Origin of the sequence: Caballeronia sp. LZ003, from assembly GCF_031451465.1 — a bacterium.
Lineage (GTDB): Bacteria > Pseudomonadota > Gammaproteobacteria > Burkholderiales > Burkholderiaceae > Caballeronia.
This window is the reverse complement of the sequence record NZ_JARUXJ010000001.1, coordinates 1920424-1944513: the sequence shown is the minus strand read 5'-3', so window position 1 is coordinate 1944513 and position 24090 is coordinate 1920424. Positions and strand designations below refer to the sequence as shown.

Annotated in this window: 24 protein-coding genes and 1 rRNA gene; 21 read left to right on the top strand and 4 right to left on the bottom strand. The window is 62.2% G+C overall.

Annotated features, from left to right (window positions below; translation table 11 throughout):
* The first annotated feature begins 14 nt into the window (after positions 1–14).
* The 4 genes from rrf to QCE79_RS08620 all read left to right on the top strand — a co-directional run bounded on the left by rrf (position 15) and on the right by QCE79_RS08620 (position 6298).
* Positions 15–128: ribosomal RNA gene (gene rrf, locus QCE79_RS08635) — 5S ribosomal RNA — on the top strand.
* Between the two features lie 288 nt (positions 129–416).
* A complete protein-coding gene (gene imuA / locus QCE79_RS08630; protein WP_244825443.1) occupies positions 417–1280 on the top strand; it encodes a translesion DNA synthesis-associated protein ImuA in 864 nt (287 codons plus the stop codon).
* Positions 1165–2817, top strand: a complete 1653-nt coding sequence (locus QCE79_RS08625) for a DNA polymerase Y family protein (protein ID WP_309843405.1) — start codon at positions 1165–1167, stop codon at positions 2815–2817. The genes imuA and QCE79_RS08625 overlap by 116 nt, the downstream gene beginning before the upstream one ends.
* A 7-nt stretch (positions 2818–2824) precedes the next feature.
* The gene (locus QCE79_RS08620) at positions 2825–6298 is read left to right on the top strand and encodes an error-prone DNA polymerase (RefSeq protein ID WP_309843403.1); all 3474 of its coding nucleotides are present in this window, start codon (positions 2825–2827) and stop codon (positions 6296–6298) included.
* Here QCE79_RS08620 and QCE79_RS08615 read toward each other — a convergent pair.
* The gene (locus QCE79_RS08615; RefSeq protein ID WP_309843400.1) at positions 6292–7227 is read right to left on the bottom strand and encodes an SDR family oxidoreductase; all 936 of its coding nucleotides are present in this window, start codon (positions 7225–7227) and stop codon (positions 6292–6294) included. The genes QCE79_RS08620 and QCE79_RS08615 overlap by 7 nt on opposite strands.
* Positions 7224–7430: a heavy-metal-associated domain-containing protein gene (locus tag QCE79_RS08610; RefSeq protein ID WP_250492507.1), complete on the bottom strand. Its 207-nt coding sequence runs from the start codon at positions 7428–7430 to the stop codon at positions 7224–7226. Before QCE79_RS08610 ends, QCE79_RS08615 begins: the two co-directional genes overlap by 4 nt.
* Before the next feature lie 101 nt (positions 7431–7531).
* Here QCE79_RS08610 and cueR point away from each other — a divergent pair, with 101 nt between their 5' ends.
* Both cueR and QCE79_RS08600 read left to right on the top strand, forming a co-directional pair.
* The gene (gene cueR, locus QCE79_RS08605) at positions 7532–7969 is read left to right on the top strand and encodes a Cu(I)-responsive transcriptional regulator (protein WP_309843396.1); all 438 of its coding nucleotides are present in this window, start codon (positions 7532–7534) and stop codon (positions 7967–7969) included.
* Positions 7970–8142: 173 nt separating this feature from the next.
* A complete protein-coding gene (locus QCE79_RS08600) occupies positions 8143–8289 on the top strand; it encodes a DUF3563 family protein (RefSeq protein WP_309843393.1) in 147 nt (48 codons plus the stop codon).
* Positions 8290–8378: 89 nt separating this feature from the next.
* On the opposite strand, the gene QCE79_RS08595 is transcribed toward QCE79_RS08600, so the two are convergent.
* Positions 8379–8777, bottom strand: a complete 399-nt coding sequence (locus QCE79_RS08595; protein ID WP_309843391.1) for a DUF305 domain-containing protein — start codon at positions 8775–8777, stop codon at positions 8379–8381.
* 100 nt (positions 8778–8877) lie between these two features.
* Between QCE79_RS08595 and QCE79_RS08590 the strand changes: the two genes are divergently transcribed.
* A complete protein-coding gene (locus tag QCE79_RS08590) occupies positions 8878–9249 on the top strand; it encodes a hypothetical protein (protein WP_309843388.1) in 372 nt (123 codons plus the stop codon).
* An 11-nt stretch (positions 9250–9260) separates the two neighbouring features.
* Here QCE79_RS08590 and QCE79_RS08585 read toward each other — a convergent pair whose 3' ends face one another.
* Positions 9261–10106: a 23S rRNA (adenine(2030)-N(6))-methyltransferase RlmJ gene (locus tag QCE79_RS08585; protein WP_250492503.1), complete on the bottom strand. Its 846-nt coding sequence runs from the start codon at positions 10104–10106 to the stop codon at positions 9261–9263.
* 279 nt (positions 10107–10385) lie between these two features.
* Here QCE79_RS08585 and QCE79_RS08580 point away from each other — a divergent pair, with 279 nt between their 5' ends.
* The 14 genes from QCE79_RS08580 to QCE79_RS08515 all read left to right on the top strand — a co-directional run bounded on the left by QCE79_RS08580 (position 10386) and on the right by QCE79_RS08515 (position 24063).
* Positions 10386–11180, top strand: coding sequence for a 3-hydroxybutyrate dehydrogenase (locus QCE79_RS08580; protein ID WP_250509126.1), 795 nt, complete (start codon positions 10386–10388; stop codon positions 11178–11180).
* A 37-nt stretch (positions 11181–11217) separates the two neighbouring features.
* Entirely contained in the window at positions 11218–12423 is a 1206-nt protein-coding gene (locus QCE79_RS08575; RefSeq protein WP_250509125.1) for a patatin-like phospholipase family protein, read from the top strand.
* A gap of 125 nt (positions 12424–12548) precedes the next feature.
* Entirely contained in the window at positions 12549–13031 is a 483-nt protein-coding gene (locus QCE79_RS08570; protein ID WP_250465085.1) for a low molecular weight protein-tyrosine-phosphatase, read from the top strand.
* Positions 13032–13170: 139 nt separating this feature from the next.
* A complete protein-coding gene (gene iscR, locus QCE79_RS08565) occupies positions 13171–13698 on the top strand; it encodes a Fe-S cluster assembly transcriptional regulator IscR (protein WP_244825427.1) in 528 nt (175 codons plus the stop codon).
* Between the two features lie 78 nt (positions 13699–13776).
* A complete protein-coding gene (locus QCE79_RS08560) occupies positions 13777–15000 on the top strand; it encodes an IscS subfamily cysteine desulfurase (protein ID WP_244825426.1) in 1224 nt (407 codons plus the stop codon).
* A gap of 93 nt (positions 15001–15093) precedes the next feature.
* Positions 15094–15522, top strand: coding sequence for a Fe-S cluster assembly scaffold IscU (gene iscU, locus QCE79_RS08555; protein ID WP_244825425.1), 429 nt, complete (start codon positions 15094–15096; stop codon positions 15520–15522).
* 106 nt (positions 15523–15628) lie between these two features.
* Positions 15629–15952 (top strand): iron-sulfur cluster assembly protein IscA, encoded by a 324-nt coding sequence (gene iscA / locus QCE79_RS08550; RefSeq protein WP_244825424.1) that lies wholly within the window; start codon positions 15629–15631, stop codon positions 15950–15952.
* 114 nt (positions 15953–16066) lie between these two features.
* Positions 16067–16597: a Fe-S protein assembly co-chaperone HscB gene (gene hscB, locus QCE79_RS08545; protein WP_309843380.1), complete on the top strand. Its 531-nt coding sequence runs from the start codon at positions 16067–16069 to the stop codon at positions 16595–16597.
* A gap of 45 nt (positions 16598–16642) precedes the next feature.
* Complete coding sequence (hscA, locus tag QCE79_RS08540; protein ID WP_309843379.1) at positions 16643–18508, top strand: Fe-S protein assembly chaperone HscA; 1866 nt, start codon at positions 16643–16645, stop codon at positions 18506–18508.
* A 32-nt stretch (positions 18509–18540) separates the two neighbouring features.
* The gene (gene fdx, locus QCE79_RS08535; protein ID WP_244825421.1) at positions 18541–18882 is read left to right on the top strand and encodes an ISC system 2Fe-2S type ferredoxin; all 342 of its coding nucleotides are present in this window, start codon (positions 18541–18543) and stop codon (positions 18880–18882) included.
* 13 nt (positions 18883–18895) lie between these two features.
* Positions 18896–19093, top strand: coding sequence for a Fe-S cluster assembly protein IscX (gene iscX / locus QCE79_RS08530; RefSeq protein WP_244825420.1), 198 nt, complete (start codon positions 18896–18898; stop codon positions 19091–19093).
* 316 nt (positions 19094–19409) lie between these two features.
* A complete protein-coding gene (locus tag QCE79_RS08525) occupies positions 19410–22241 on the top strand; it encodes a molybdopterin cofactor-binding domain-containing protein (protein WP_309843370.1) in 2832 nt (943 codons plus the stop codon).
* Positions 22238–22810: a 2Fe-2S iron-sulfur cluster-binding protein gene (locus QCE79_RS08520; protein WP_309843367.1), complete on the top strand. Its 573-nt coding sequence runs from the start codon at positions 22238–22240 to the stop codon at positions 22808–22810. Before QCE79_RS08525 ends, QCE79_RS08520 begins: the two co-directional genes overlap by 4 nt.
* Complete coding sequence (locus QCE79_RS08515; protein WP_309843364.1) at positions 22807–24063, top strand: cytochrome c; 1257 nt, start codon at positions 22807–22809, stop codon at positions 24061–24063. Before QCE79_RS08520 ends, QCE79_RS08515 begins: the two co-directional genes overlap by 4 nt.
* The last annotated feature ends 27 nt before the right edge of the window (positions 24064–24090 follow it).

Sequence of the window (24090 nt, the reverse complement as noted above, 5' to 3'; positions counted from 1 at the left end):
GACAACAAGTCATGCCTGATGACCACAGCGAGTTGGTACCACCCCTTCCCATCCCGAACAGGACCGTGAAACGACTCCACGCCGATGATAGTGCGGATCTCCCGTGTGAAAGTAGGTAATCGTCAGGCTCCTCATGCAGCAACAAAAACCCCACCCCCAAACCAGGTGGGGTTTTTGCGTTTCTGCGGCATCTGGCGCGCAAAAAAGTCTTGCTTACATCACGACGCAAGCACCAAATCCCCATCCAAGAAACATTCAAATCCCCCCTCCAGTCGTCCGTCTCAAGCCCGTCTAAAACTCACATCGACCGCTTACCTCGTCGCCTCGAAATACTGTATAAATATACAGTACAAAAGGGTTGCCGAATGCTCTGGGCATGAGCAGGCTCTTGCATTCGGGTGGACGGGGGAAGACTCATGGGTGCAGCACTTTCACTGCTCGATATTGGGCTGACATCGCGCCTGCAACAGCAGCTTTGGCAAGGCGAGCAGGTCGGCGTGTCGGACGCGGGTGTCGTTTCGAGTGGCTATCGGGCGCTCGATCTGGTCTTGCCAAATACCGGCTGGATGGCCGGCGCCGTCACTGAATTGCTTATCGAAGAATGCGGGGTCGGCGAGGTCAGGCTGCTCGCGCGTTCGCTTCGTGAGTTGGTGACGAAAAGAGGCCGCACCGTCATCTTCGTAGCGCCTCCCTGGATGCCCAATCCAGCAGCGTTCCGGTCGATGAACATCGCGCCGGGCAAGCTGGTCTGGGTCAAAGCGCCCGAGGATCAGGTGCTATGGGCGGCCGAGCAATCGCTCAAACAGGATGGCAGCGGCGCGGTCTTGATCTGGCTGCCCAAGGCGCGGCCCGATGCGCTGCGTCGTTTGCAAGTGGCCGCTCAGGAATCGCAGTCGCTGGTGTTTCTGTTCCGCCCGCTCGATGCCGCGAAGCAATCCTCCGCGGCACCATTGCGCATCGTCTGCAAACCGGTGCTGCCTGCGCACGCGCAGACAATGAATCGTCGCGAATGGATGCAGGTGGTCATGCTCGAAATCGACATCATCAAGCGGCGTGGTCCGTTGCTGGAGAAACCGCTGCAGTTGCGTTTGCCGCTGCAAATGCCGGCCTTGCCCGAGCACATTCGTCGCGCGGATCAAGCCAGGAGAGCACGAGAGGTCAATCATGTTGTGGATAGCGGTGACATTGCCGCTTTTATCGCTCGAAGCAGTCAGGCCGCCATCGATGCCGTCGATCTCGACGAATTCGACCTCGCCTGGAATGGACTCGACGCCCGGTGAAGCGCCCGTCGGCAATTCGGTTGCGAACGCGGACGATTCCGGTCAGCCATGTTTTGCGCTCGCGGATCACGCGCGCATTCTGCTGCCCGATCTCGTCGCGTTCCGCCTCGGCGTGCGCCCGGGCAGCACGCGCTCGCATGCGTTCGCGCTCGCGCCGCGGCTCACTTTGCTTGCCGTCGATATCAGCGAAGAGCAGCGCGCGCTCGAAGCAGTGGCGTTGTCCTTGCTCGCGTTCACGCCGAAGGTCGTGCTTGCACATGCGAATACCGTGTTGCTGGAAGTCGGCGCGAGCATGCGGCTTTTTGGCGGCTTGCGCAGCCTCTTTGCAAAGGTGCGCTCCACGGTGAAAGATTGTGGCTTCACGTCCCGGATGGGCTGTGCGCCGACCGCGTGGGGCGCGTGGCTCCTTGCGCACGCGCGCACGCGACGAGTGGCGAAACGCGTTCGTATTGTGAAAGAGGCAACACTCGTGCGCGCGCTCGATGCCTTGCCGGTGTCTCTCGTGCCGTCGGCGGCATCGCATGGCAATGCGTTCGAGCAGATTGGTTGCGTGACGCTCGCCGACTTGCGTCGCTTGCCGCGCAAAGGCGTGGCGCGGCGTTTCGGGCAGGGCATTCTGCAATGGCTCGCGCAAGCTTACGGGCAGGCGCCCGATCCACGCGAAGCGTTTTGCGCGCCGGCATCGTTCGAGGCAAAACTCGAGTTGCAGGCGCGCGTCGAAAACGCCGATGCGCTGTTGTTTGCGGCACGCCGGCTCGTGTTGCAACTCGCCGGTTGGTTGAGCGCGCATCACTCGGCGGTCAGCGAGTTTTCGCTTTTGCTCGAACATGAATTGGCGGCGCGCAACGCACCCAAGACATCGACGCTCAAGATTGCATGGGCTGTGCCGACGCGCGATGCCGAGCACATTCTCTGGCTGCTGCGCGAAAAGCTGAATCAGGCAACCTTGATCGCGCCGGTGATCGAGATGAAGCTTTTGGCCGACAAGGTCAGCAAGCACGAGCCGCCCGCCGATACGCTTTTCCCCATGCCGGGTTCCGATGCCGACTCGATGGCGCAGTTGCTGGAGCGTCTGAGCGCGCGACTCGGCGCGGAAAATGTCGTGCAATTGAGCGAGCGGGAGGATCATCGGCCGGAAGCGGCGGTGACGGTCGAAACGTATCAGCCTGAACGTAAGGCCAAGCCCAAGCGCGGAAAAAAGTCGCGCGCGAAAGAGGGCGTCGAAGCGCCGACGCCAGACGACACGGAAGAAGAAAGCGCGGAATCGTTCGAGCTTCCCGACCAAGCCGTGCCTTCGCAGCCGCGGCCATCGTGGATTCTCGAAACGCCGCAAAAGCTGATGTTGCGCAACGAGCGGCCGTTCTATCGTCGCGCGTTGAAGCTCATCAGCCGGACCGAGCGTATCGAAGCGGGCTGGTGGGACGGCAACGGCGTTCAACGCGATTACTACGTCGCCTCCGACGATCGCGGCCGCATGTTCTGGGTGTATCGCGAGCGTCTGACGGGCGACTGGTTTCTCCACGGTTTTTTCGGATGACGCCGCCATGGAAGATTTGAGCGACCTCATCGGCCTGGGCGGTGGCGACGGCAAAGGCAAGTTCTCCGGCGCGATGTCCGCGTCGGCGTTCTTGCCCGGCTACGCGGAACTGCATTGCCTGAGCAACTTCTCGTTCCTGCGCGGCGCTTCGCATCCGCAGGAACTGGCGGCCGCCGCGCTCGAACACGGCTATACCGCGCTAGCAATCACGGACGAATGTTCGCTTGCAGGCGTCGTGCGCGCGTACGGCGCGATCAAGGAGATCGAGACGCGGGCGCAAGCCGCAGCCGACGCGGCGCGAAAGGCCGGCGAGCCATCGCCCAAGCAGGCAACGTTGAAGCTGATAATCGGCAGTGAATTGCATCTCACCGATGCCAACGGCGAGCCGTTTTGCACGCTCATTGCGCTGGCGACCAATCGCGAGGGATACGGCAATTTGTCGGAGCTGATTTCGCTTGCGCGCTCGCGTTCGCCGAAGGGAACGTATCGGATCGGTCCGGAAGATTTCACGAATCCCGCCGCCACTCCGTCCGACTCGTTCGATGCCACCGATTTACGCGGCGATATCGCGCATCTGAAGCATCTGCCGCACTGTCTCTTGATTCTGGTTCCGCAACGCTTGGCCACGCTTGCCGATACGCTCGATCGCGCTCATTGGCTCGGAAGTTTCGCCGCTGGCCGCGCCTGGCTTGCGCTGGAGTTGTGGCAGGACGGCAGCGACGATGAACGTCTTGCTTCGTGCCGCGTGATTTCGAAGGCGAGCGGTTTGCCTCTCGTTGCGGCAAGCGGCGCGCTGATGCACGCGCGTTCGCGCAAGCCCTTGCAGGACACGTTGACGGCAATCCGCCTCAATCGTCCGCTGGCCGAATGCGGTTACGCGCTCGAAGCGAACGCGGAGCGGCATCTGCGTACACGCTTGCGCATCGGCGCGTTGTATCCGAAAGAAGCGATTGCCGAGACCTTGAAGGTCGCGAAGCGCTGCACCTTCGAGCTCGATGAATTGCGCTACGAATATCCCGAGGAACTCGTGCCGCCCGGCGAAACGCCAGGCAGTTATCTGCGCAAAAATGTGATCGCGGGCGCGCTCAAACGCTGGCCGAACGGATTGAGCGTGGAGACCATCGGGCAGATCGAAAAGGAGCTGGAACTCGTCGCGGACCTGAACTACGAGAAGTATTTTCTGACGGTCTACGACATCGTCGCGTTCGCGCGCAGCCGGAGGATCCTGTGTCAGGGGCGCGGCTCGGCGGCCAATTCGATCATCTGTTATTGCCTCTACATCACGGAGATCAATCCGGTCGAGATGAGCATGCTGGTCGAGCGCTTCATTTCGCGCGCGCGTAACGAACCGCCGGATATCGATGTCGATTTCGAACATCAGCGGCGCGAGGAAGTCATCCAGTACATCTATCAGAAGTACGGGCGGCATCGCGCGTCGCTCGCGGCGTCGCTCACCACGTATCACACGAGGAGTGCGCTCAAGGATGTCGGCAAGGCGCTGGGATTGGATGCGTCGCTCATCGAACGGATCGGCAAGTCGCAGCAGTGGTGGGATGGTCCGTCCGCGGTGGCCGGTTATCTGAAAGAAGCGGGTTTCAACGAAGACTCGCACGTGACGAAGCATCTGATCCGGCTTACGCGCGAGTTGCGCGGCTTTCCGCGTCACTTGTCCCAGCACGTCGGCGGTTTCGTGATCGCGCGCGAACGCTTGTCGCGCCTCGTGCCGATTGAAAACGCCGCAATGAAGGATCGCTGCGTGATTCAGTGGGACAAGGACGACATCGATCAGCTCAAGCTGTTGAAGGTCGATGTGCTCGCGCTCGGCATGCTCTCCGCGATCCGGCGCGCGCTCGAATTCATCGCGCTGCGGCGTGGCGTGCCGGATTTCGGCATGACGCATGTGCGTCGCGAGGACAAGGCCGTCTACGAGATGTGCTGCCGCGCGGACACGGTCGGCGTGTTCCAGATCGAATCGCGCGCGCAGCAGAGCATGCTGCCGCGTCTTCGGCCCAACAAGTACTACGACCTCGTGATCGAAGTGGCGATCGTGCGGCCCGGTCCAATTCAGGGCGGCATGGTGCATCCATATCTGCGCCGCAAGCAAGGGCTCGAGGAAGCGGAGTATCCGAAGGAAGAACTGCGGCCCGTGCTCGAGCGTACACTCGGCGTGCCGATTTTCCAGGAACAGGTGATGAAGCTCGCGATGGTCGCCGCGGGCTATAGCGCGGAACAGGCCGATCAGCTACGCCGCGCGATGGCCGCATGGCGACGCGGCGGTCATCTGGAAAAGTATCAGGCCGATCTGATGACGAAGATGCTCGCGCGCGGCTACGAGGAAGAGTTCGCGGCGCGCGTGTGCAAGCAGATCGAGGGTTTCGGCGAATACGGTTTTCCCGAGAGTCATTCGGCGAGTTTCGCGCTGCTCGTCTATGTCAGCGCGTGGATCAAGCGCTACGAACCGGCGGCGTTTCTGGCCGGCTTGCTGAATAGCCAGCCGCTCGGCTTTTATTCGCCATCGCAACTCGTGCAGGACGCGCGGCGTCATGGCGTGCAGGTGTTCGCGCCGGATGTGTCGCTGAGCGACTGGGAATCGGTGCTGGAAATGCCGCCTGGCGATGGCGTGCGCGTCCTGCAGGATGCCGAAAAGCAGCGGCGGCGTCAGCAGTTCTACGGCACACCTTGCCCGGATCAGGTATTTCGCAAGACCATGCGACGCGGCGCGCGCAAGCTCAAAAAGCGCGTCAGGCTCGATGCCCAGGCGTACGGCGCGGGCGGTCCGGGCGTGCGCATCGGGCTGCAACTGATCAAGGGTTTTTCACAAGCGGCGGCCGAGCGGATCATGGCGGAGCGCGCTCAAGCACCATTCGTCGATGTCGACGATCTCACGCGTCGCGCGGCCCTGTCGCGTCGCGAACTCGAAGCGCTCGCGGCGGGCAATGCGCTGCAAAGCATCGCGGGACATCGGCGTCAGGCTTGGTGGGCGGTGACCGCGCAGCAGCGCGCGCCGGAATTGCTGCGCGATGCGCCGATGACCGAAGCGCCGCTCGCGTTGCCGGAAGCATCGGAAGGCCGCGAGATCGTCGACGACTACGCGAGTCTCGGGCTCACGCTCAATCGTCATCCGCTCGCCTTGCTGCGCGAGCGGCTCGCGCGCCAGCGTTTCAAAAGCGCCGCTGAACTCGGCGAGACTCGCAACGGCCGCTTCGTGCGCGCGTGCGGCATCGTCACGGTGCGGCAGCGGCCGGGCACGGCGAACGGCACGATCTTCCTGTCGCTCGAAGACGAAACCGGCTCGATCAACGTGATCGTCTGGCCGGGGCTCGTCGAGAAACAGCGCAAGGTGTTGCTGGGCGCGTCGCTGCTCGGCGTGCAAGGCGTCTGGCAAAAAGAAGGCGATGTGCGGCATCTGGTGGCGCAGCGGCTCGAAGACCATAGCGCGCTGCTTGGCCGGCTCGCCGCGCCGAGCCGCGACTTTCACTGAGCGTGCTCGGGATATCGAGCGAGCAGATGCGCGATCGCGGTATCGAAAGGCGTGCGCCGTCCAATGCCGAGCGCTTCGAGCCGCCCCGAATCGAGATGACAGTCGCGCGGGCGCGGTGTCGCGTCCATGGGCGTGGTTTGAGCGACGAGCTTCGCGTCGAGTTGCAGTACTCGCGCGATGCGCTCGGCGATATCGAACTTGGTCATCGGCTCGTCGCCGGACCATTGCGCGATGCCCGAGATCGTCTCGCCTTGCGCGTGCTGTTCGAGCATGCCGCGGATTACCACGGCGACATCGGGCGTGTAGGTCGGATAGCGGGTCGCCCAGGCGTCCATTGGTGCGGGCGCGTTCGCGGCATCGGCCGATCGGACGATGGCGGGCGTGAGGCTCGTCACCGCCGATTCACTCCAGTCGACAACCGGACCGTAGAGCAACGGCAGCCGCAGCACGCATGAAGCCGGATCGCACGCGAGTAGCGCGCGCTCGCCATCCAGCTTGCTATGGCCGTAGGCGTTGAGCGGCGCGGGCGCGTCGTCGGGAAAGTAGGGCGGCGAGGTGCCGTCGAACACGTAGTCGGTCGAGATCGACAATACCCAGGCGCCGAGCGCGCGGGCTTCGGTCGCGATTGTCTGCAAGGCATCGACGTTGAGCGCGCGGGCGAGAGCGGGATCGTTCTCGCACACATCCGGACGGCGCTCGGCCGCGGCGACCACGACGGCATTCGGCTTCTCGCGCCGCAGAAAGGCGCGCACGGCGTCGTGATCGCGAATATCGAGCGACGCGCTGCCCGCATCGCCATGCCGATGCGTCGTGCGCACGACGCACCAGTCATGCGCCTCGACCGCGTTTTTCAGCTCGGCGCCGACCGCGCGCCCCAGCAAACCCGACGCGCCGATGAGCGCAACGGTAAAGCGTTCGCTGGCGCTCATGCGGACGCGGCGCCTTTGACGGTGTAGCCGGCGTCGTCGATTGCGTCGATCAACGCCTCATTCGTCTGCGATGACTCGACTGTCACGCGGCCACGTTCGAGATCGACGCGCACTTGCGCTTGCGGATCGATTTCATGAATCGAGCGCGTTACGGCGGCGACGCAATGCTGGCAACTCATGCCCTGAACTTCGAACTCGGTCATCCCGGTTTCCTCGCTTGAAAATTGGATCGATGACAACATCGTATACCTTGCCATGATGGGAAGGTGTAGAGTCGATTTCAAGATTTTATGCGGAGCGAGAAATGAACATAGGTGAAGCGGCTAAGGCCTCGGGCGTGACGGCGAAGATGATCCGCTACTACGAGAGCGTCGGCTTGCTCAATCCGGTGGGACGAACGTCGTCGGGTTATCGCGTGTATGGAGCGCAGGAAGTTCATGCATTGCGGTTCGTCCGGCAGGCGCGCCGGCTTGGTTTCCTGGTGGAAGACATACGCAAATTACTGGCGCTATGGCAAGACCGCTCTCGTGCAAGCGCCGAAGTGAAGGCGATTGCAACTGAGCACGTCGCCGAACTGGACCGTCGGATCGATGAACTGACGAGCATGCGCGATACGCTCGTTCATCTTGCGAACCACTGTCATGGCGACGAGCGTCCTGATTGCCCCATTTTGGATCAGCTTGCGGAGTCATGCACCAACAGTGTGCTTTCGCTCACGGACGCTGTAGAAAAAGCTGCTTGAAATCAGTCGGTTGAGTAAGACAAAAAAGACGCACCACTGCGTGACGAAATGCACAGTGTTCATGCATATAGCTACACTTTTTGAGATTCAAGCGCTATAATCCGGGTTATCCCTTATACGGGTAATCCCTGACCCGAAATGCCAGGGATCGTTGAAATCCTTGGAGAAACATCATGTTTGCAGTCCTGTTCGAAAAACTCAGCATCTGGTTTGAAACCGCCGAACAACGTCGCCGTGAAGAGTATCTGGCGCAATCCGCGGATATCGTTCAGCTCGAAATGCGCATCCGCTCGCTCGAATCGAACGGCTACAACGCTTAAGGCGCAGTAGCGCCGCACAAGGCGCCACGGCCATGCAAAAAGCCCCGCAACGCGGGGCTTTGTCGTTTTTGGCGCGCTGCTTGTTCCGCTTACTTCGTTTGCGGATGCGCCGCGAGCCACTGCTTCATGAAGCGGATTTCCTTTTCCTGTGCCGCAACGATGTCCTTTGCCAGCTTGCGCAGCTTCGCGTCCTTGCCGTACTTCAGCTCGACTTTCGCCATTTCCACCGCGCCTTCGTGATGCGGGATCATGTGCGCGACGAAATCGCGGTCGGCGTCGCCGCTGTACTGTATGCCGGACATGCCCGACATCATCGACTTGTCGGCGGCCTGAAAGTCCGCTGTCGATGACGATCCCGCCGCGTTCGGCGTGGCTTCGGACATGTGCATGCCGTGCATGGAGTCGTGAGCAGGCGCGGCCGTCTGCGCCATGGCGGTGGCGCTGCATAGCGAGATGAGAAGGGCAAGCAGCGTTCTGGTCGATTGCATCGTATCTCCTGAGAAGGGCCGGTTGTGAGGCAAAACACCTAGCCTAAAGCTTGCCACCGGGGTAAGGTAAAGCGGTTTCGTCTACATAAAAGAGCGAGCGATGCGCAGCCATATCCACGACGCGACGAAGGCTTTCCGAAGCACGCGAAGCAATACGGCACGACGCGTTCGCGCGGCACTCGGCGCATGCCTTTGCGTCATTGCGCCACTGGCGTTCGGCACGCCGGGCGGCGAGCCGCTGGTGCTGGACACGCAAACGGGCATCCACAGCAGCGTGCCGGGGACCGTGCTTCAGACGGGGCCGCTCGGCGGGCCCGGCATGGTGCCCATGGCCACGCTGCCCGGACCGCCGCAGCAGGAACAGCCGCCTATCGTCGTTTCTCCGTACATCGACTATTCGTCGGGGCAAGCAACTGCGCCTGCGCAATCCAACGGCAGGCGGCACGGCAACTCCCGCACGCCTTATCCCTGAGTCGAGCAGGTTCAGGCCGCGCGGTGCTCCAGCTTGAACGATGCGTTCTTGTCTTCGCCGAGCGTATCGACGAGATATGGCAGCGCCTGCTTGAGTTCGGCGGCGAGCGTATAGGGCGGATTCAAAATGAACATGCCGCTGCCGTAGAGCCCGAAGCCGTCTTCGGGCGGCTGCCTCACGGTCAATGCCGCATGCAGCCAGCCATTGGGTTGAATGGCCTTCAATTGCTCCGCGAAGCGTTGCGACTCCGGTCGCGCGACGATCGGATACCACACCGCGTAAGTGCCCGTCGCGAACCGCTTGAGCGATTCCTCAAGACAAGCAAGCGTGCGCGCGTAGTCGCGCTTGTCTTCGTATGACGGGTCGATCAGCACGAGCGCGCGGCGCGGCGGCGGCGGCAGAATGGCCTTGATGCCGTCGAAGCCATCGCCTTCGTAGATCATCGCGCGGCGGCCTGCATCGCGGAAGTTATGACGCAGCACGTCGATTTCCGTGCTGTGCAACTCGTACAAACGCATGCGGTCCTGTTCGCGCATGAGCCGCCACGCGAGATACGGCGAGCCAGGATAGAAGCGCAATTCACCATCGGCGTTCAGGGCCGTGACTTCATCGACATAATCGGCGATGAGCGGCGGCAAATCCGTGCGTTCCCACAGCCGCGCGATGCCGTTTTCATACTCGGCATTCTTCGCGGCGAAGCCCTCCGTCAGCGAGTAGACGCCGGCGCCCGCATGCGTGTCGATATACCAATACGATTTGTCTTTCTGGGCGAGATGGCGAAGCATCCGGACGACGAGTGCGTGCTTCAGTACGTCGGCGTGATTTCCCGCATGGAAGGCGTGGCGGTAACTGAGCATGGCGAAAGGCCCGCGGAGGGCAACAGAAAACGAGTTCAGGGCAAACGGCGCGGCACGTCCGGCATGCGCGAAGGGCACTCATTGTAGCCGAGCGTCGCTTCGTATTCGCTGCAGTGCGACACGCCGTTCATGCACAATAGCCGCTTCCGGTCGTCCATGACTAGTCGGCCGAACGGTCTAGGTGTTCTCATGCGCGGCGTGACTCGTCCTATGCCGAACGGCCAGATTGCGGCCAATGGCGTCGCATGTTGTCATTCAACTGTCAGAGAGGAGGTTCGCATGTCACAGAACGGCAAGCTCGATGGTAAAACCGCGGTCGTCACGGGCGCGGCGAGCGGCATTGGCCGCGCAATCGCAATCACGCTTGCACAGGCGGGCGCGGCAGTCGCTATCGCGGACCTAAATCAGTCAGGCGCGGATACCGTCGCCGCCGAGATTCGCGAAAAGGGCGGCAAGGCTATCGGCATCGCGATGGACGTGACGGACGAGAACGCGGTCAATCAGGGTATCGACCGGGTCGCGGCGGATTTGGGATCGGTGGATATCCTCGTGTCGAACGCGGGCATTCAGATCGTCAATCCCATCGAAAATTACGCCTACTCGGACTGGAAGAAGATGATGGCCATTCACGTCGATGGCGCCTTCCTCACGACCAAAGCCGCGTTGAAGCACATGTACAAGGACGATCGCGGCGGCGTCGTCATCTACATGGGCTCGGTGCATTCGCATGAAGCGTCGCCGCTCAAGTCCGCTTATGTGACCGCCAAGCATGGTTTGCTCGGGCTTGCGCGCGTCCTGGCAAAGGAAGGCGCAAAGCATAACGTGCGCTCGCACGTGGTGTGTCCGGGCTTCGTGCGCACGCCGCTCGTCGACAAGCAGATTCCCGAACAAGCGAAGGAACTCGGCATCAGCGAGGAAGAAGTCGTGAAACGCGTGATGCTGGGCGGCACGGTCGACGGTGTGTTCACCACGGTGGAAGACGTCGCGCAGATGGTGCGGTTCCTGTCCGAGTTCGAGACAGCGGCGCTCACGGGGCAATCGTTCGTGGTGAGCCACGGCTGGTTCATGCAATAAGCGAAAGACACGCACGCGAGAAAGCGGAGGCATCGGCATGGCGGAAATCGACGACAGCGAAGCGCTGCAACCGGAGACTCAAAGCGAAGGCGACAAGCGCATCGACTTGCCGCCTTACGAGACCATCGCGCTCATGCTGCAGGGCGGCGGTGCGCTCGGCGCGTATCAGGCGGGCGTCTATCAGGGGCTCTACGAAGCGGGCATCGAGCCGAACTGGATCGCCGGCATCTCCATCGGCGCGCTGAATACGGCGATCATCGCGGGCAATGCGCCTAAGGATCGCGTGCCGCGTCTGCTCCAGTTCTGGGAAACCATTTGTCAGCCGGCATTTGGGTTTCCATTGCCGGCGTTCATTGAGCATGCGCTGTTCGAATCGCCCGACGAGATTCGCAAGGCGTTCACCGCGTGGCAGGCGTTCGGCGCGATCGTGGAAGGGCAAAAGGGCTTTTTCGTGCCGCGCTTTCCGCCCCCTTCGCCGCTCGCGGCCGGCTCGCCGCAGACCGCAAGTTATTACGACACGACGCCGCTTCGGGCCACGCTGGAAGGCCTGTGCGACTTCGATCGCATCAACTCGGGCGAAAAGCGCGTGTCGGTCGGTGCGGTCAACGTGGCAACCGGTAACTTCGCTTACTTCGACAATACGAAGATCAAGCTGCGCGCCGAGCATTTCATCGCGTCGGGCGCGCTGCCGCCGGGCTTTGCGGCAGTCGAGGTCGACGGCCAGTTCTACTGGGACGGCGGCCTCATGTCCAACACGCCGCTCTACGAGATTGCGCAGGCCACGCCGCGTCGCGACACACTCGCATTTCAGGTCGATCTCTGGAGCGCGCGCGGGCCGGTGCCGGACAGCATCGTCGACGTCATGGGTCGCGTGAAGGACGTTCAATATTCCAGCCGCACGCGTCTCGTGACGGATCAGATGCAGCGCTCACAGCGGTATCGCAACGTATTGCAGCACGTGCTGGATCTCGTGCCCGAGGAACTGCGCAACAACGACGAATGGTGCCGGCGCGCGGCCGAACTCGCGTGCTCGAAGCGCTACAACGTGATCCACCTGATTTACCGCCACAAGGAATACGAAGGGCATTACAAGGACTATCAATTCGGCCTTTCGACCATGCGCGAGCATTGGAGTAGCGGGCTCGACGACATTCGCCGCACGCTCGCGCATCGCGACTGGCTGAAAATGCCGAACGGCGACTCCGGCTTCATCACGCATGACATTCATCGCGACGGGAGCTGATCGTGCTCGGCGGATTTGCTTGCGTGACTCGTGCGCGCGCGTTTTTGTGACCCTTTGTATAATTCGGGCCTATCGAACACGCGTTGCCGATGGTGGCAGCCGATAACCGTCCCTCCAAGCTTGAGATGAATTCCATCGCCGTCTGCTTCGTCTGTCTCGGCAACATCTGCCGGTCGCCTAGCGCCGAAGCGGTGATGCGCGATCTCGTCGAGGAGGCGAAGCTTTCGGAACGGATCATTATCGACTCGGCGGGAACGGGCGACTGGCATATCGGACATCCGCCCGACGAGCGCGCTCAACGTGCCGCAAAGAAGCGCGGCTACGACCTCTCACCGTTGCGCGGGAGGCAGATCACGGCCGAAGACTTCGCTCGCTTCGACCTGTTGATCGTGATGGACGACAAGAACGTCGCGGCGCTTACGGCGGTCTGTCCGCCGGAGCATCGCGACAAGATTCGCCTGTTGATGGAGTTCGCGACGCGTGACGACAGCCGCGTGGTCATCGACCCCTATTTCGGCGGTGACGACGGTTTCGAGCGCGTGCTCGATCAATGCGAAGACGCCTGTGAGGGGCTATTGGCGGCCTTGCGGACACAACTCGTCAGTTGAATTGGGCACGACGCGGCGGCCTTGCGCGCGGCAAGAAATAGAATTAAACAGCTACTTATCTGGTCCTGGATACTTGACTAAAACTGTGGGATATTTATACTTGACAGAAATCATCGAGTATTAGCGGTAGCCCCCAATTATGAGACTCACCACGAAAGGCCGTTTCGCCGTCACGGCGATGATCGACCTGGCATTGCGCCAGGAACAGGGCCCGGTGACGTTGGCAGGCATCAGCCAGCGCCAGCGCATCTCGCTTTCCTATCTCGAACAGTTGTTCGGCAAGCTGCGTCGCCACGAGATCGTCGAGTCCGTACGCGGGCCGGGCGGCGGGTACAACCTCGCGCGCCGCGCCGAGAACGTCACGGTGGCCGACATCATCATCGCGGTCGATGAACCGATCGACGCCACGCAATGCGGCGGCAAGGGCACGTGCGAAGGCACCAAGCAGCACGACGGCCACTGCATGACGCACGAACTGTGGGCGACGCTCAATCAGAAGATGGTCGAGTATCTCGATTCCGTCTCGCTGAAAGATCTGGTCGATCAGCAGCGCGCTCGCGAAGGTTCGTCGTCGGTGTTGCGCGACCGCCGCGCCGAACCGGCGGGCGTCGAAGCCGCGCGTGTGGTGCCCAAGGGGCCGAATTCCATTTTCAACCTGGCTGGTTGAAGCCGCGCGGCGCGTCTCATGAAGCGCGAGTGCGAGCATCCTGGCCACGTGTATTGAACGATTTTCCCGGAGCGACAGATGAATAACGACATTCCCCACCTGCCCATTTATATGGATTACAGCGCGACGACCCCCGTCGATCCGCGCGTGGTGGACAAGATGATTCCGTATCTTCGCGAGCAGTTCGGCAATCCGGCTTCGCGCAGCCATCAGTACGGCTGGGACGCGGAGCGGGCGGTCGAGGAAGCGCGCGAAAACGTCGCGGCGCTCGTCAATGCCGATCCGCGCGAAATCATCTGGACGTCGGGCGCGACGGAGTCGGACAACCTCGCGATCAAGGGCGCCGCGCACTTCTACAAGAGCAAGGGCAAGCACATCATTACGGTGAAAACCGAGCACAAGGCCGTGCTCGACACCACGCGCGATCTCGAACGCGAAGGCTTCGAAGTCACGTATTTGGATGTCAAGGACGACGGCCTCATCGACCTGGACAAGTTCAAGGCCGCCATTCGTCCCGACACGATCCTCGTATCGGTGATGAGCGTGAATAACGAGATCGGCGTGATTCAGGACATCGAGGCGATCGGCGAGATCACGCGTGAAAAGGGCATCATTTTTCACGTCGATGCAGCGCAAGCCACCGGCAAGATCGCGATCGATCTGCAGAAGCTGAAGGTCGATCTGATGTCGTTCTCGGCGCACAAGACGTATGGGCCGAAGGGCATCGGCGCGCTGTACGTGCGTCGCAAGCCGCGCGTGCGTATCGAGGCGCAGATGCACGGCGGCGGTCACGAGCGCGGCATGCGTTCGGGCACGCTCGCAACGCATCAGATCGTCGGCATGGGCGAGGCTTTCCGTATCGCGCGCGAGGAAATGGCCACCGAGAACGAACGTATCCGCATGTTGCGCGACCGTCTGCTCAAGGGCCTGCAAGACATGGAAGAGGTGTACGTGAACGGCGACATGGAACGCCGCGTGCCGCACAACCTCAACATCAGCTTCAATTTCGTCGAAGGCGAATCGCTCATCATGGCGGTCAAGGATGTCGCGGTGTCGTCGGGTTCGGCGTGCACGTCGGCGTCGCTGGAACCGTCGTATGTGCTGCGTGCGCTCGGCCGCAACGACGAGCTGGCGCATAGCTCGATCCGCTTCACGGTCGGCCGCTTCACGACCGAGCAGGATGTCGATTACGTCATCAACCTGCTGAAGAACAAGATTGCAAAGCTGCGCGATCTGTCGCCGCTGTGGGAAATGCACAAGGATGGCATCGATATCTCGAGCATCCAGTGGGCGGCGCACTGAGCGCATCACGAATGGTTTGGCGACTGGCCGCGTGCCGGTCGAAAGAATGTTGCTCCGCCTCTCGCGGAGATAGATCACCGGAGAATTCGAATCATGGCTTATAGCGACAAGGTTCTGGACCACTACGAAAACCCGCGCAACGTCGGCTCCTTCTCGAAGGACGACGACACGGTCGGCACCGGCATGGTCGGCGCACCGGCTTGCGGCGACGTGATGAAACTGCAGATCCGCGTGGGCGCGGACGGCGTGATCGAAGACGCGAAGTTCAAGACGTACGGCTGCGGCTCGGCCATCGCATCGAGCTCGCTCGTGACCGAATGGGTGAAGGGCAAGACGCTGGATCAGGCGCTGACGATCAAGAACACGCAGATCGCCGAGGAACTCGCACTGCCGCCCGTGAAGATTCACTGCTCGATTCTCGCCGAAGACGCAATCAAGGCAGCGGTCGCCGACTACAAGGAACGTCACGGCGTGGCGGCTCCCCAGGCCGAGCAGACGGAAGCCAAGCAACACGCGGCCTGAATGCGGCATGAAGGTGGCGTAGGCAACGACCCTGGAATGGCGCCGGCAAGATCGGCGCCTCGGATTTCGAAGTAACGCAGCAAGTAAAGAGCGCGACGCAAAGACTATGGCAATCACGTTGACGGAGAAGGCAGCACAGCACGTGCATAAGTATCTGGCGCGACGCGGCAAGGGCGTCGGCCTGCGCCTGGGCGTGCGTACGACGGGCTGTTCGGGTCTCGCGTACAAGCTCGAATATGTCGATGAACTCGCACCGGAAGACATGGTGTTCGAGTCGGCGGGCGTGAAGGTCGTGATCGATCCGAAAAGCCTCGCTTATCTCGACGGCACCGAACTGGATTTCGCGCGTGAAGGGCTGAACGAAGGCTTTCGCTTCAACAACCCGAACGCGAAGGACGAGTGCGGCTGCGGCGAGTCGTTCCGCGTATAACCGGGCATGACGCCGGCGGTATCGGCAAAAGAGGCGGCGCGTGCCGCCTTTTTCATTCGCGCTTCGACTTTGCTGCATCCTTCGAGATATCTTCCGAGTAACCGGTAATCCTCAATGGCATCGCTCAACGACAGTCACTTCGATCTCTTCGACTTGCCGCCGGTCTTCGCGGTCGATCAGCAAGCGCTCGACGACGCATATCTCACCGTGCAGGCGCAAGTGCATCCGGACCGCTTCGCCTCGGCGGGCGACGCGCAACGCCGTATCGCGATGCAATGGGCGACGCGCGCCAACGAGGCTTACCAAACGCTGCGCGATCCGTTGAAGCGCGCGCGCTACATGCTGTCGCTGCGCGGTATCGACGTCGGCGCGGAAAACAATACGGCGATGGAACCCGCGTTCCTCATGCAGCAAATGGAATGGCGCGAGAATATCGAGGATGCGGCCGGCGCGAAGAATATCGGCGCGCTCGAATCCTTGCTCGACGAATTGCGCGATGAAGAACGCGTGCGCTTCACCAAGCTCGAAGCGCTGATCGACAGCAAGTCGGATCAGGCGGCAAGCGAGGCGGTGCGGCAGCTGATGTTCATCGAACGCGTGGCGCATGAAATCGGCACGCAGATCGAGCGGCTCGAAACCGCCTGACGTACAAGAGCCTCAGGCGCCGCACACAACCCCATAAGATCAACGATGGCTTTACTGCAAATCTCAGAACCCGGCATGGCGCCCGCACCGCATCAGCGGCGCGTGGCGGTCGGCATCGATCTCGGCACGACGAACTCGCTCGTGGCGGCCGTGCGCAACAGCGTGCCCGAAGCGCTTCCCGACGAGGACGGCCATGTGCTGCTGCCGTCGGTGGTGCGCTATCTGGAGAAGGGCGGACGGCGCATCGGCCGCGTCGCGAAGGAAGAAGCGGCCATCGATCCGCGCAATACGATCGTGTCCGTCAAGCGCTTCATGGGTCGAGGCAAGAGTGAGGTGGAGGGCGCGGAGAACGCGCCGTACGATTTCATCGACGCGCCCGGCATGGTGCAGATTCGTACGATCGACGGCGTGAAGAGCCCGGTCGAGGTGTCGGCGGAGATTCTCGCCACGCTGCGTTATCGCGCGGAAGATTCGCTCGGCGAAGATCTGGTCGGCGCGGTCATTACCGTGCCCGCCTATTTCGATGAAGCCCAGCGCCAGGCCACCAAGGACGCCGCCAAGCTCGCCGGCCTCAACGTGCTGCGACTGCTGAACGAACCGACCGCGGCGGCCATCGCTTACGGTCTCGACAACGCATCGGAAGGTCTGTACGCGGTCTACGATCTCGGCGGCGGTACCTTCGATCTGTCCATTCTCAAGCTCACCAAGGGTGTCTTCGAAGTACTCGCGGCCGGCGGCGATTCCGCGCTCGGCGGCGACGATTTCGACCACGTGCTGTATCGGCATGTGATTGCGCAGGCGGGCGTCGAAGACACTTCGCCCGAAGACGTGCGGCTCTTGCTGGACCATGTGCGAGTCGCGAAGGAAGCGCTTTCGTCGGCCGATGAAACGCGCGTCCAGGCGACGCTTTCGGACGGCCGCGTGATCGATGTCGCCGTGACCGAAGCGCAGTTCGACACGCTCACCGAAGCGCTCGTCGCGCGCACGCTCGGACCCACGAGAAAGGCGCTGCGCGATGCCAAGGTCGCGCCCGCCGAGATCAAGGGCGTGGTGCTGGTCGGCGGCGCGACGCGCATGCCGGTGATCCGCCGCGCGGTGCAGACGTATTTCGGCCAGCCGCCGCTCGTCAATCTCGACCCGGATCAGGTCGTGGCGCTCGGCGCCGCGATTCAGGCCGATCTGCTCGCCGGCAACCGTCGCGGCGAAGGCGACGACTGGCTCTTGCTCGACGTGATTCCGCTGTCGCTCGGCGTCGAAACCATGGGCGGTCTCACCGAAAAAATCATTCCGCGCAACTCGACGATCCCGACCGCGCGCGCGCAAGACTTCACCACGTTCAAGGACGGCCAGACGGCAATGGCGATCCACGTGGTCCAGGGCGAACGCGAACTCGTGTCCGACTGCCGCTCGCTCGCGCGTTTCGAATTGCGTGGCATTCCGCCGATGGCGGCGGGCGCCGCGCGCATTCGCGTGACGTATCAGGTCGATGCCGACGGCTTGCTGTCCGTTTTCGCGCGCGAGCAGATTTCGGGCGTGGAAGCGTCGGTGGTGGTAAAGCCGTCCTACGGTCTCGCCGATGACGACGTCGCGCGCATGCTCGAGGAAAGTTTCAAGACCGCCGAGACCGACATGCAGGCCCGCGCGCTGCGCGAGGCACAGGTCGATGCAGAACGGCTGGTCGAAGCCACGCACGCGGCGCTCGCGGCAGACGCCGAGTTGCTCGCCGAGAGCGAACGCGCGCAGATCGAAACGCTGGCGGAAGAACTCGCGACCATCGCGAAGGGCGATTCGGCGCAACGTATCGAAGACGCGACCAAGGCGCTTTCCGTTGCAACCGACGAATTCGCCGCGCGCCGCATGAACAAGAGCATTCGCCGCGCACTCGCCGGCCGCAAGCTCGACGATGTCTGATCCATTCGGAAATTCACGGAAAACTTAAGTCCATGCCTCAAATCGTTGTGCTTCCTCACGTGGAGCTTTGCCCGGACGGCGCGGTCATCGACGCCGATATCGGCAAGAGCATCTGCGACAATCTGCTGGAACACGGTATCGAGATCGAGCACGCCTGCGAGAAGTCGTGCGCGTGCACGACCTGCCACGTCATCATCCGCGAGGGCTTCAACGCGCTCGAACCGTCGGAGGAAGACGAGGACGATCTCCTCGACAAGGCGTGGGGCCTCGAACCGACATCGCGGTTATCATGTCAGGCAATGGTGCCGGCCGACGAGGATCTGGTGGTCGAGATCCCGCGCTACACCATTAACCACGCCAAAGAAAATCACTGACGGAGGCTCGCTCATGAAGTGGACAGATACTCAAGAGATCGCAATGGCCTTGACCGATGCGCATCAGGATATCGATCCCCAGTATGTGCGTTTCACGGACTTGCATCGCTGGGTGACGGAGCTGGTTGGTTTCGACGACGATCCGCAGAGCTCCAATGAAAAGATTCTCGAAGCCATTCAGGCTGCGTGGATCGAAGACGCGGATTATTGATCGCGTTGGTATCGTCTAAAAGACGGCGACTCTCGAAAGAGGTCGCCGTTTTATTTTGAGCGCGCGGCATTTCACCATATTGATTTTCCTCATTCCCTTGCCGCTTTAATCTTGACAGAACTTGACGTTGTGCGCGTTGTTGACGGTCTTTCCCGCACTTAAAATCGCGCCCACTGCCTTCTGTCAGTCAATGCCGGATTCGATTCATCGCCCAGCGACGTTTCGTATTGCAAACAAATTTTACATGCCCGCGTGAAGGCGGCGTGTGGCCGTCTCCATGCTGGACGGCCTGTGGCGATCACTTGAGGAGAAGTACATGGGGAAACTCGACCTGTCGCGTCGTGGTTTTCTGAAAGCGGCTGCACTCGCGGGCGTTTCGGTATTCGTCGCGCCCTTAGGCAGCCGTGCGTTCGCCGCGTTGTTCGAAGAGAAGATACTCACGCCCGTTCAATGGGATGCCACGAACGGAAGCGCAAAGTTTCGTATCGACGGCATGGCCAAGGTAACGGGCGCGAAGGTCTTCGCGCGCGACATCCGCGCGGTCGACATGCCGCATTGGCCGCAGCAACAATCGCACGCGCTGATCCTGCGCGTGACGCGGGCCGACTGTCTGTACGAAGGCTTCGATCTGTCGGTGCTCGGCGATGCGCTGAAGCCCGATCGCGTAGTCACCGCGGAAGATCTCGCGCGCGACAAGCTCGCCTTCCCCGCGTTCTATGGCGACGACATGTTCCTGCCGGCCGGGAAGACGCCCGCGTATCTCGGCCAGGCCGTTGCGATGCTGATTTATCACGACTTCGCGCGCTTCCGTTTCGCGAAGGAAAAGCTCCAGTTCCGCGATGGCGTGATCCGTTACGGCGCAACGACGGGTCCGCTCGAGCGCGATCCGTGGGCGTCGTTTCGCTTCGTGCGCGTCGGCGGCAAGACGCCTTTCGACGAAGACACGTTTTCGAGCCTGAAGAACACGCCGCTCTTTCCGCACATGATGAAGAAGCGCGCGCCCGTCTGGGCCGACGCTCATGAACACGGCAAGCTCGACGAGCAGGGCATGTTCCACGCGCAAAGTATTGCCGACCAGCTCGATCATCCGCCGGCGGACTGGCTCGTCGTGGATCGCGAATACAAGACGCAATCGGTCGATACGGCCGCGCTCGAGCCCGACAACGCGAATTGCTGGTACGACGCGGCGACTCAGTCGCTGCACATGGTCGTCCCGACGCAAGGTCCGCACGAAGTCGCGGAAAGCGCCGTGGAGATGGCGGCCAAGTCGCATTTTCCAGTGAAGAACCTGTTCCTGCATCCGTGCTACACGGTGGGCTACGGTTCGAAGGATCACTCCAACGTGCCGTTCTACGGTCTCGTCGCGGCCATGTATGGCGAGGGCCGTCCCGTGCGCCTGGCTTTCGACCGCTTCGAACAGTTCCAGAGCTCGCTCAAGCGTCACGCGTTCGACATGCGCTATCGCATGGCGATCGACAAGAACACCGGCCTCATTCAAGCCTTCAAGGGTGACTTCGAAGCGAACGGCGGCGGACGCTGCAACTTCTCGCCATCGGTCGCGATGGTCGGCGCGACGGCGGCGCAGTCGATCTACTACATTCCGCAGAGCGATCTGACCGCGATCGCGATTGCCTCGCGCGCGGTCGATGCCGGTTCGGCGCGCGGTTACGGCACGCTGCAAAGCATGGCCGCGACCGAGATGATGATCGACGAGATCGCGCAGAAGCTCGATATCGACCCGATCGATTTCCGCCTGAAGAACGTGTTCCGCACCGGCATGAAGAACACGCAAGGCGCCATTCCCGCCGGCGCGTTGCGCGCCGAGGAAGTGCTGCGTCGCGCGAAGGAACTGCCGCTGTGGGCCGAACGCATGCGGCGCAAGAGCGATTTCGAGGCGGCGCATCCGGGAATGCGCTATGGCATCGGCTTCGCGTGTACGCAGAAGGACTTCGGTACGGGCGCGGAAAGCGCCTTCGCGAAAGTGGAGTTCACGGCCGACGGGCGCATCGCGTTGAGTCACTCGGGCGCGGAGATCGGCACCGGCACGTCGACCTCGCAGGCCCTCGCGGTCGCGAAGTGGCTCGGCAAGCCCGCCGTCGATGTGCATATGGCGATCATCGACTGGACGGATCTGCCGGTCGTGACGAGCGGCGATCCGTACATCATGTCGCAAGCCGAGCAGGATCGCTTGAGCGCGAATCCGCGCTGGTCGCCCGCGTACATGTCGCCGGCCAGCGCGACGAATTCCGCCTTCTACTTCACGCACGCCACGCATGAAGCGGCGCGCGTCGTGTTTCGTCACGGCATCTGGCCCGCCGCGCTCGCGCTCTGGGGGCAGGGTATCGGCGGCGGTCAGGCGACCTCGTACGTCGTGCGTGTGGAAGATGCGCGCTGGGTCGACGGCAAGCTGGCGGCCGACGGCATGGAGCCGCTTGCCTTCGACGTGCTCGCGAAGAAGGCGCATGAACTCGGGCTCGTCACGGGCGCTGCGGTGCATACCTTCAATCGCTGGCAGTGGAGCGAGGCGCAGTTCGATATCGCGGGCACCGTCGATCAGGTACCGCTCGACGGACTCTCGGTGCGCTTCGGCAGCGCCGATGCCGCCAACGGCAAGCAACGCGGCAAGGCCACGGCCAACGGCTATACCGTGCTCGATCGCAAACGCGTGTTCATCCCGCCCGTGCAACGCAACAACGCCGCGGTCACGTATTACAGCGCGGTCGGCACGCTCGTCGAACTTGCTATCGACTCGGCCAGCGGCAAGGTCGATCTGCTCTCGCATCATTCGATCATGGAATGCGGCAATCAGATCGCGCCGCAACTCGTCTCCGGGCAGTTGCAAGGCGGCCTCGCGATGGGCATCGGTCACGCGCTGCACGAGTATCTGCCGCTTTACGAAGACGGTCCCGGCAACGGAACGTGGAACTTCAACCGCTATCACTTGCCGCTCGCAAGCGATGTCGCAGTCTGGAAGCAAACCAGCGAAGTGTTGCCGCCGCTTTCCGAAACCGATCCGCCTAAAGGCATTGCCGAAGTGGTGATGATTCCGGTGGTCGGAGCCATCGTCAACGCGATCGCGCATGCGATCGGACATCGATTCACCGATCTGCCGGTGAGCCCGCAAAACATTCAGGAGGTGCTCGCATGACGGCCATCCCATCCGCCGCGAGCGTCGAATCGCGCTCGCTCTCCATGACGATCAACGGCAATAAGGTCGGCCCGATGCAGGTGCCATCCGGCTTGCCGATGATCGATTTCCTGCACGAGTATCTCGGCCTGACCGGCTCGCGTCTCGGCTGCGGGCAGGGCATCTGCCACGCGTGCGTCGTGATCGTCGACCGGGCCGATGGCACGAGCGAGGAAGTGCGTTCGTGCATCAACGGCGCGCATTTCTTCGACGGCAAGAACGTGCGGACCGTCGAGGGACACGCGAAGCGCAACGAGCAGGGCGAAGTCGTCGAACTCGCGCCCGTGCAGCAGAAGTTCCTGGAACATTTCAGCTTCCAGTGCGGCTATTGCACGCCGGGTTTCGTCAACGCGACGATGGTCCTGCTCGACAATCTGAAGCGCAATCCCATCGCGAAGGATCAGATCGAAGCGACCATCATGTCGGCGCTCGACAGCCACATCTGCCGTTGCACAGGTTACGTGCGCTACTACGAAGCCGTGAAGGAACTGGTGCTCACGACGCCCGGCCTGGTGAAGGACGCAGCATGACGAGACTGAATGTGACTCGCTTCGTGTCGCGCTGCGTCGTGCGGCTGATTCCACTCGCGCTTGCCGCTTTCGCGTTGAGCGCGTGCGGCGACCGTCGGGACGCGCCCGTTCACATCGCGAGCTCGCCCGAGCAGATCGCGCGTGGACGCTATCTCGCGCATGCGGCGGATTGCGCCGCATGCCACACGGCGAACGGCGGCGCGCCGTTCGCGGGCGGCGTGAAGCTGCAATCGCAGTTCGGCACGTTCTACGGCACCAACATCACGCCCGATACGAAGTACGGCATCGGCTCTTATAGCGCCGACGACTTCTACGCCGTGCTGCATGAAGGCAAGTCGCCGAATGGCAAGCTGTATCCGGCGATGCCTTATACGTCGTATCGACAGATCACGCGCGAGGACAGTGACGCCCTTTACGCGTATCTGATGGCGCAAAAGCCGGCAGCCGTGCCGAGTGTCAAGCCGGTCCTCTCGTTTCCCTACAACGTGCGCTTCGCCGTGCGTTTCTGGGACATGCTGTTCTTGAACGACACCTTGCCGGATGCGTCGCAGGGACAATCGGCGGACTGGACGCGCGGGCGCTATCTGGCCAACGCGCTCGGCCATTGCGCCGAGTGCCACACGCCGCGTGGTGCCTTCGGCCAGTTGCAGGATGCGAAGACGCTGCAAGGCGAAGCCCTCGGCCGTGTCGGCGCGCCCGACATCACGCCGCAAGCGCTTGCCGCGCGTGGCTGGAATGCCGCCGATCTGCAGACTTTCTTCGCGACGGGCGTCGCGCGGCAAGGCTCGGCGTATGGCGAGATGCATCCGGTGATCTATCTGAGCACGCAGCATCTGGATTCCAACGATCTGCGCGCACTCGCCACGTATCTGCTCGGCGACAAGCCGCAGGCAGCCGCGCCGCTCGCCGCCATTCAGTCGGGCGACGCCACGCGGCTCGCTGCGGGCCGCTCGCTCTATCTGGATTCTTGCGCGGGTTGTCACGGGCACGAGGGCGAGGGCAAGCCGCACGTCACGGTAGCGATGAACGGCAACTCGACCTTGCGTCTGGCCGATCCGCGCAACCTGATCGTGTCGATGCTCGATGGCATAAAGGCGCAGCCGTTCCCGCACGGCGAGGCCATGCAGGACATGCCTGGATTCGCGGGCACGTATAGCGACGAGCAGATCGCCGAACTGGCGAATTATCTTCGCGCAACGTGGGGCGGACAGCCTGCCGAGATCACGGCAGACAAGGTGAAGTCGCTGAGGTAGTCGCGGTTTTCCGCAGCGCGAACGAAA

What these genes read in the sequence shown, in the direction of transcription:
- imuA (WP_244825443.1), top strand. Translation starts at nt 417, where the DNA reads ATGGGTGCAGCACTTTCACTGCTCGATATTGGGCTGACATCGCGCCTG.
- QCE79_RS08625 (WP_309843405.1), top strand. Translation starts at nt 1,165, where the DNA reads ATGTTGTGGATAGCGGTGACATTGCCGCTTTTATCGCTCGAAGCAGTC.
- QCE79_RS08620 (WP_309843403.1), top strand. Translation starts at nt 2,825, where the DNA reads ATGGAAGATTTGAGCGACCTCATCGGCCTGGGCGGTGGCGACGGCAAA.
- QCE79_RS08615 (WP_309843400.1), bottom strand. Translation starts at nt 7,227, where the DNA reads ATGAGCGCCAGCGAACGCTTTACCGTTGCGCTCATCGGCGCGTCGGGT.
- QCE79_RS08610 (WP_250492507.1), bottom strand. Translation starts at nt 7,430, where the DNA reads ATGACCGAGTTCGAAGTTCAGGGCATGAGTTGCCAGCATTGCGTCGCC.
- cueR (WP_309843396.1), top strand. Translation starts at nt 7,532, where the DNA reads ATGAACATAGGTGAAGCGGCTAAGGCCTCGGGCGTGACGGCGAAGATG.
- QCE79_RS08600 (WP_309843393.1), top strand. Translation starts at nt 8,143, where the DNA reads ATGTTTGCAGTCCTGTTCGAAAAACTCAGCATCTGGTTTGAAACCGCC.
- QCE79_RS08595 (WP_309843391.1), bottom strand. Translation starts at nt 8,777, where the DNA reads ATGCAATCGACCAGAACGCTGCTTGCCCTTCTCATCTCGCTATGCAGC.
- QCE79_RS08590 (WP_309843388.1), top strand. Translation starts at nt 8,878, where the DNA reads ATGCGCAGCCATATCCACGACGCGACGAAGGCTTTCCGAAGCACGCGA.
- QCE79_RS08585 (WP_250492503.1), bottom strand. Translation starts at nt 10,106, where the DNA reads ATGCTCAGTTACCGCCACGCCTTCCATGCGGGAAATCACGCCGACGTA.
- QCE79_RS08580 (WP_250509126.1), top strand. Translation starts at nt 10,386, where the DNA reads ATGTCACAGAACGGCAAGCTCGATGGTAAAACCGCGGTCGTCACGGGC.
- QCE79_RS08575 (WP_250509125.1), top strand. Translation starts at nt 11,218, where the DNA reads ATGGCGGAAATCGACGACAGCGAAGCGCTGCAACCGGAGACTCAAAGC.
- QCE79_RS08570 (WP_250465085.1), top strand. Translation starts at nt 12,549, where the DNA reads ATGAATTCCATCGCCGTCTGCTTCGTCTGTCTCGGCAACATCTGCCGG.
- iscR (WP_244825427.1), top strand. Translation starts at nt 13,171, where the DNA reads ATGAGACTCACCACGAAAGGCCGTTTCGCCGTCACGGCGATGATCGAC.
- QCE79_RS08560 (WP_244825426.1), top strand. Translation starts at nt 13,777, where the DNA reads ATGAATAACGACATTCCCCACCTGCCCATTTATATGGATTACAGCGCG.
- iscU (WP_244825425.1), top strand. Translation starts at nt 15,094, where the DNA reads ATGGCTTATAGCGACAAGGTTCTGGACCACTACGAAAACCCGCGCAAC.
- iscA (WP_244825424.1), top strand. Translation starts at nt 15,629, where the DNA reads ATGGCAATCACGTTGACGGAGAAGGCAGCACAGCACGTGCATAAGTAT.
- hscB (WP_309843380.1), top strand. Translation starts at nt 16,067, where the DNA reads ATGGCATCGCTCAACGACAGTCACTTCGATCTCTTCGACTTGCCGCCG.
- hscA (WP_309843379.1), top strand. Translation starts at nt 16,643, where the DNA reads ATGGCTTTACTGCAAATCTCAGAACCCGGCATGGCGCCCGCACCGCAT.
- fdx (WP_244825421.1), top strand. Translation starts at nt 18,541, where the DNA reads ATGCCTCAAATCGTTGTGCTTCCTCACGTGGAGCTTTGCCCGGACGGC.
- iscX (WP_244825420.1), top strand. Translation starts at nt 18,896, where the DNA reads ATGAAGTGGACAGATACTCAAGAGATCGCAATGGCCTTGACCGATGCG.
- QCE79_RS08525 (WP_309843370.1), top strand. Translation starts at nt 19,410, where the DNA reads ATGGGGAAACTCGACCTGTCGCGTCGTGGTTTTCTGAAAGCGGCTGCA.
- QCE79_RS08520 (WP_309843367.1), top strand. Translation starts at nt 22,238, where the DNA reads ATGACGGCCATCCCATCCGCCGCGAGCGTCGAATCGCGCTCGCTCTCC.
- QCE79_RS08515 (WP_309843364.1), top strand. Translation starts at nt 22,807, where the DNA reads ATGACGAGACTGAATGTGACTCGCTTCGTGTCGCGCTGCGTCGTGCGG.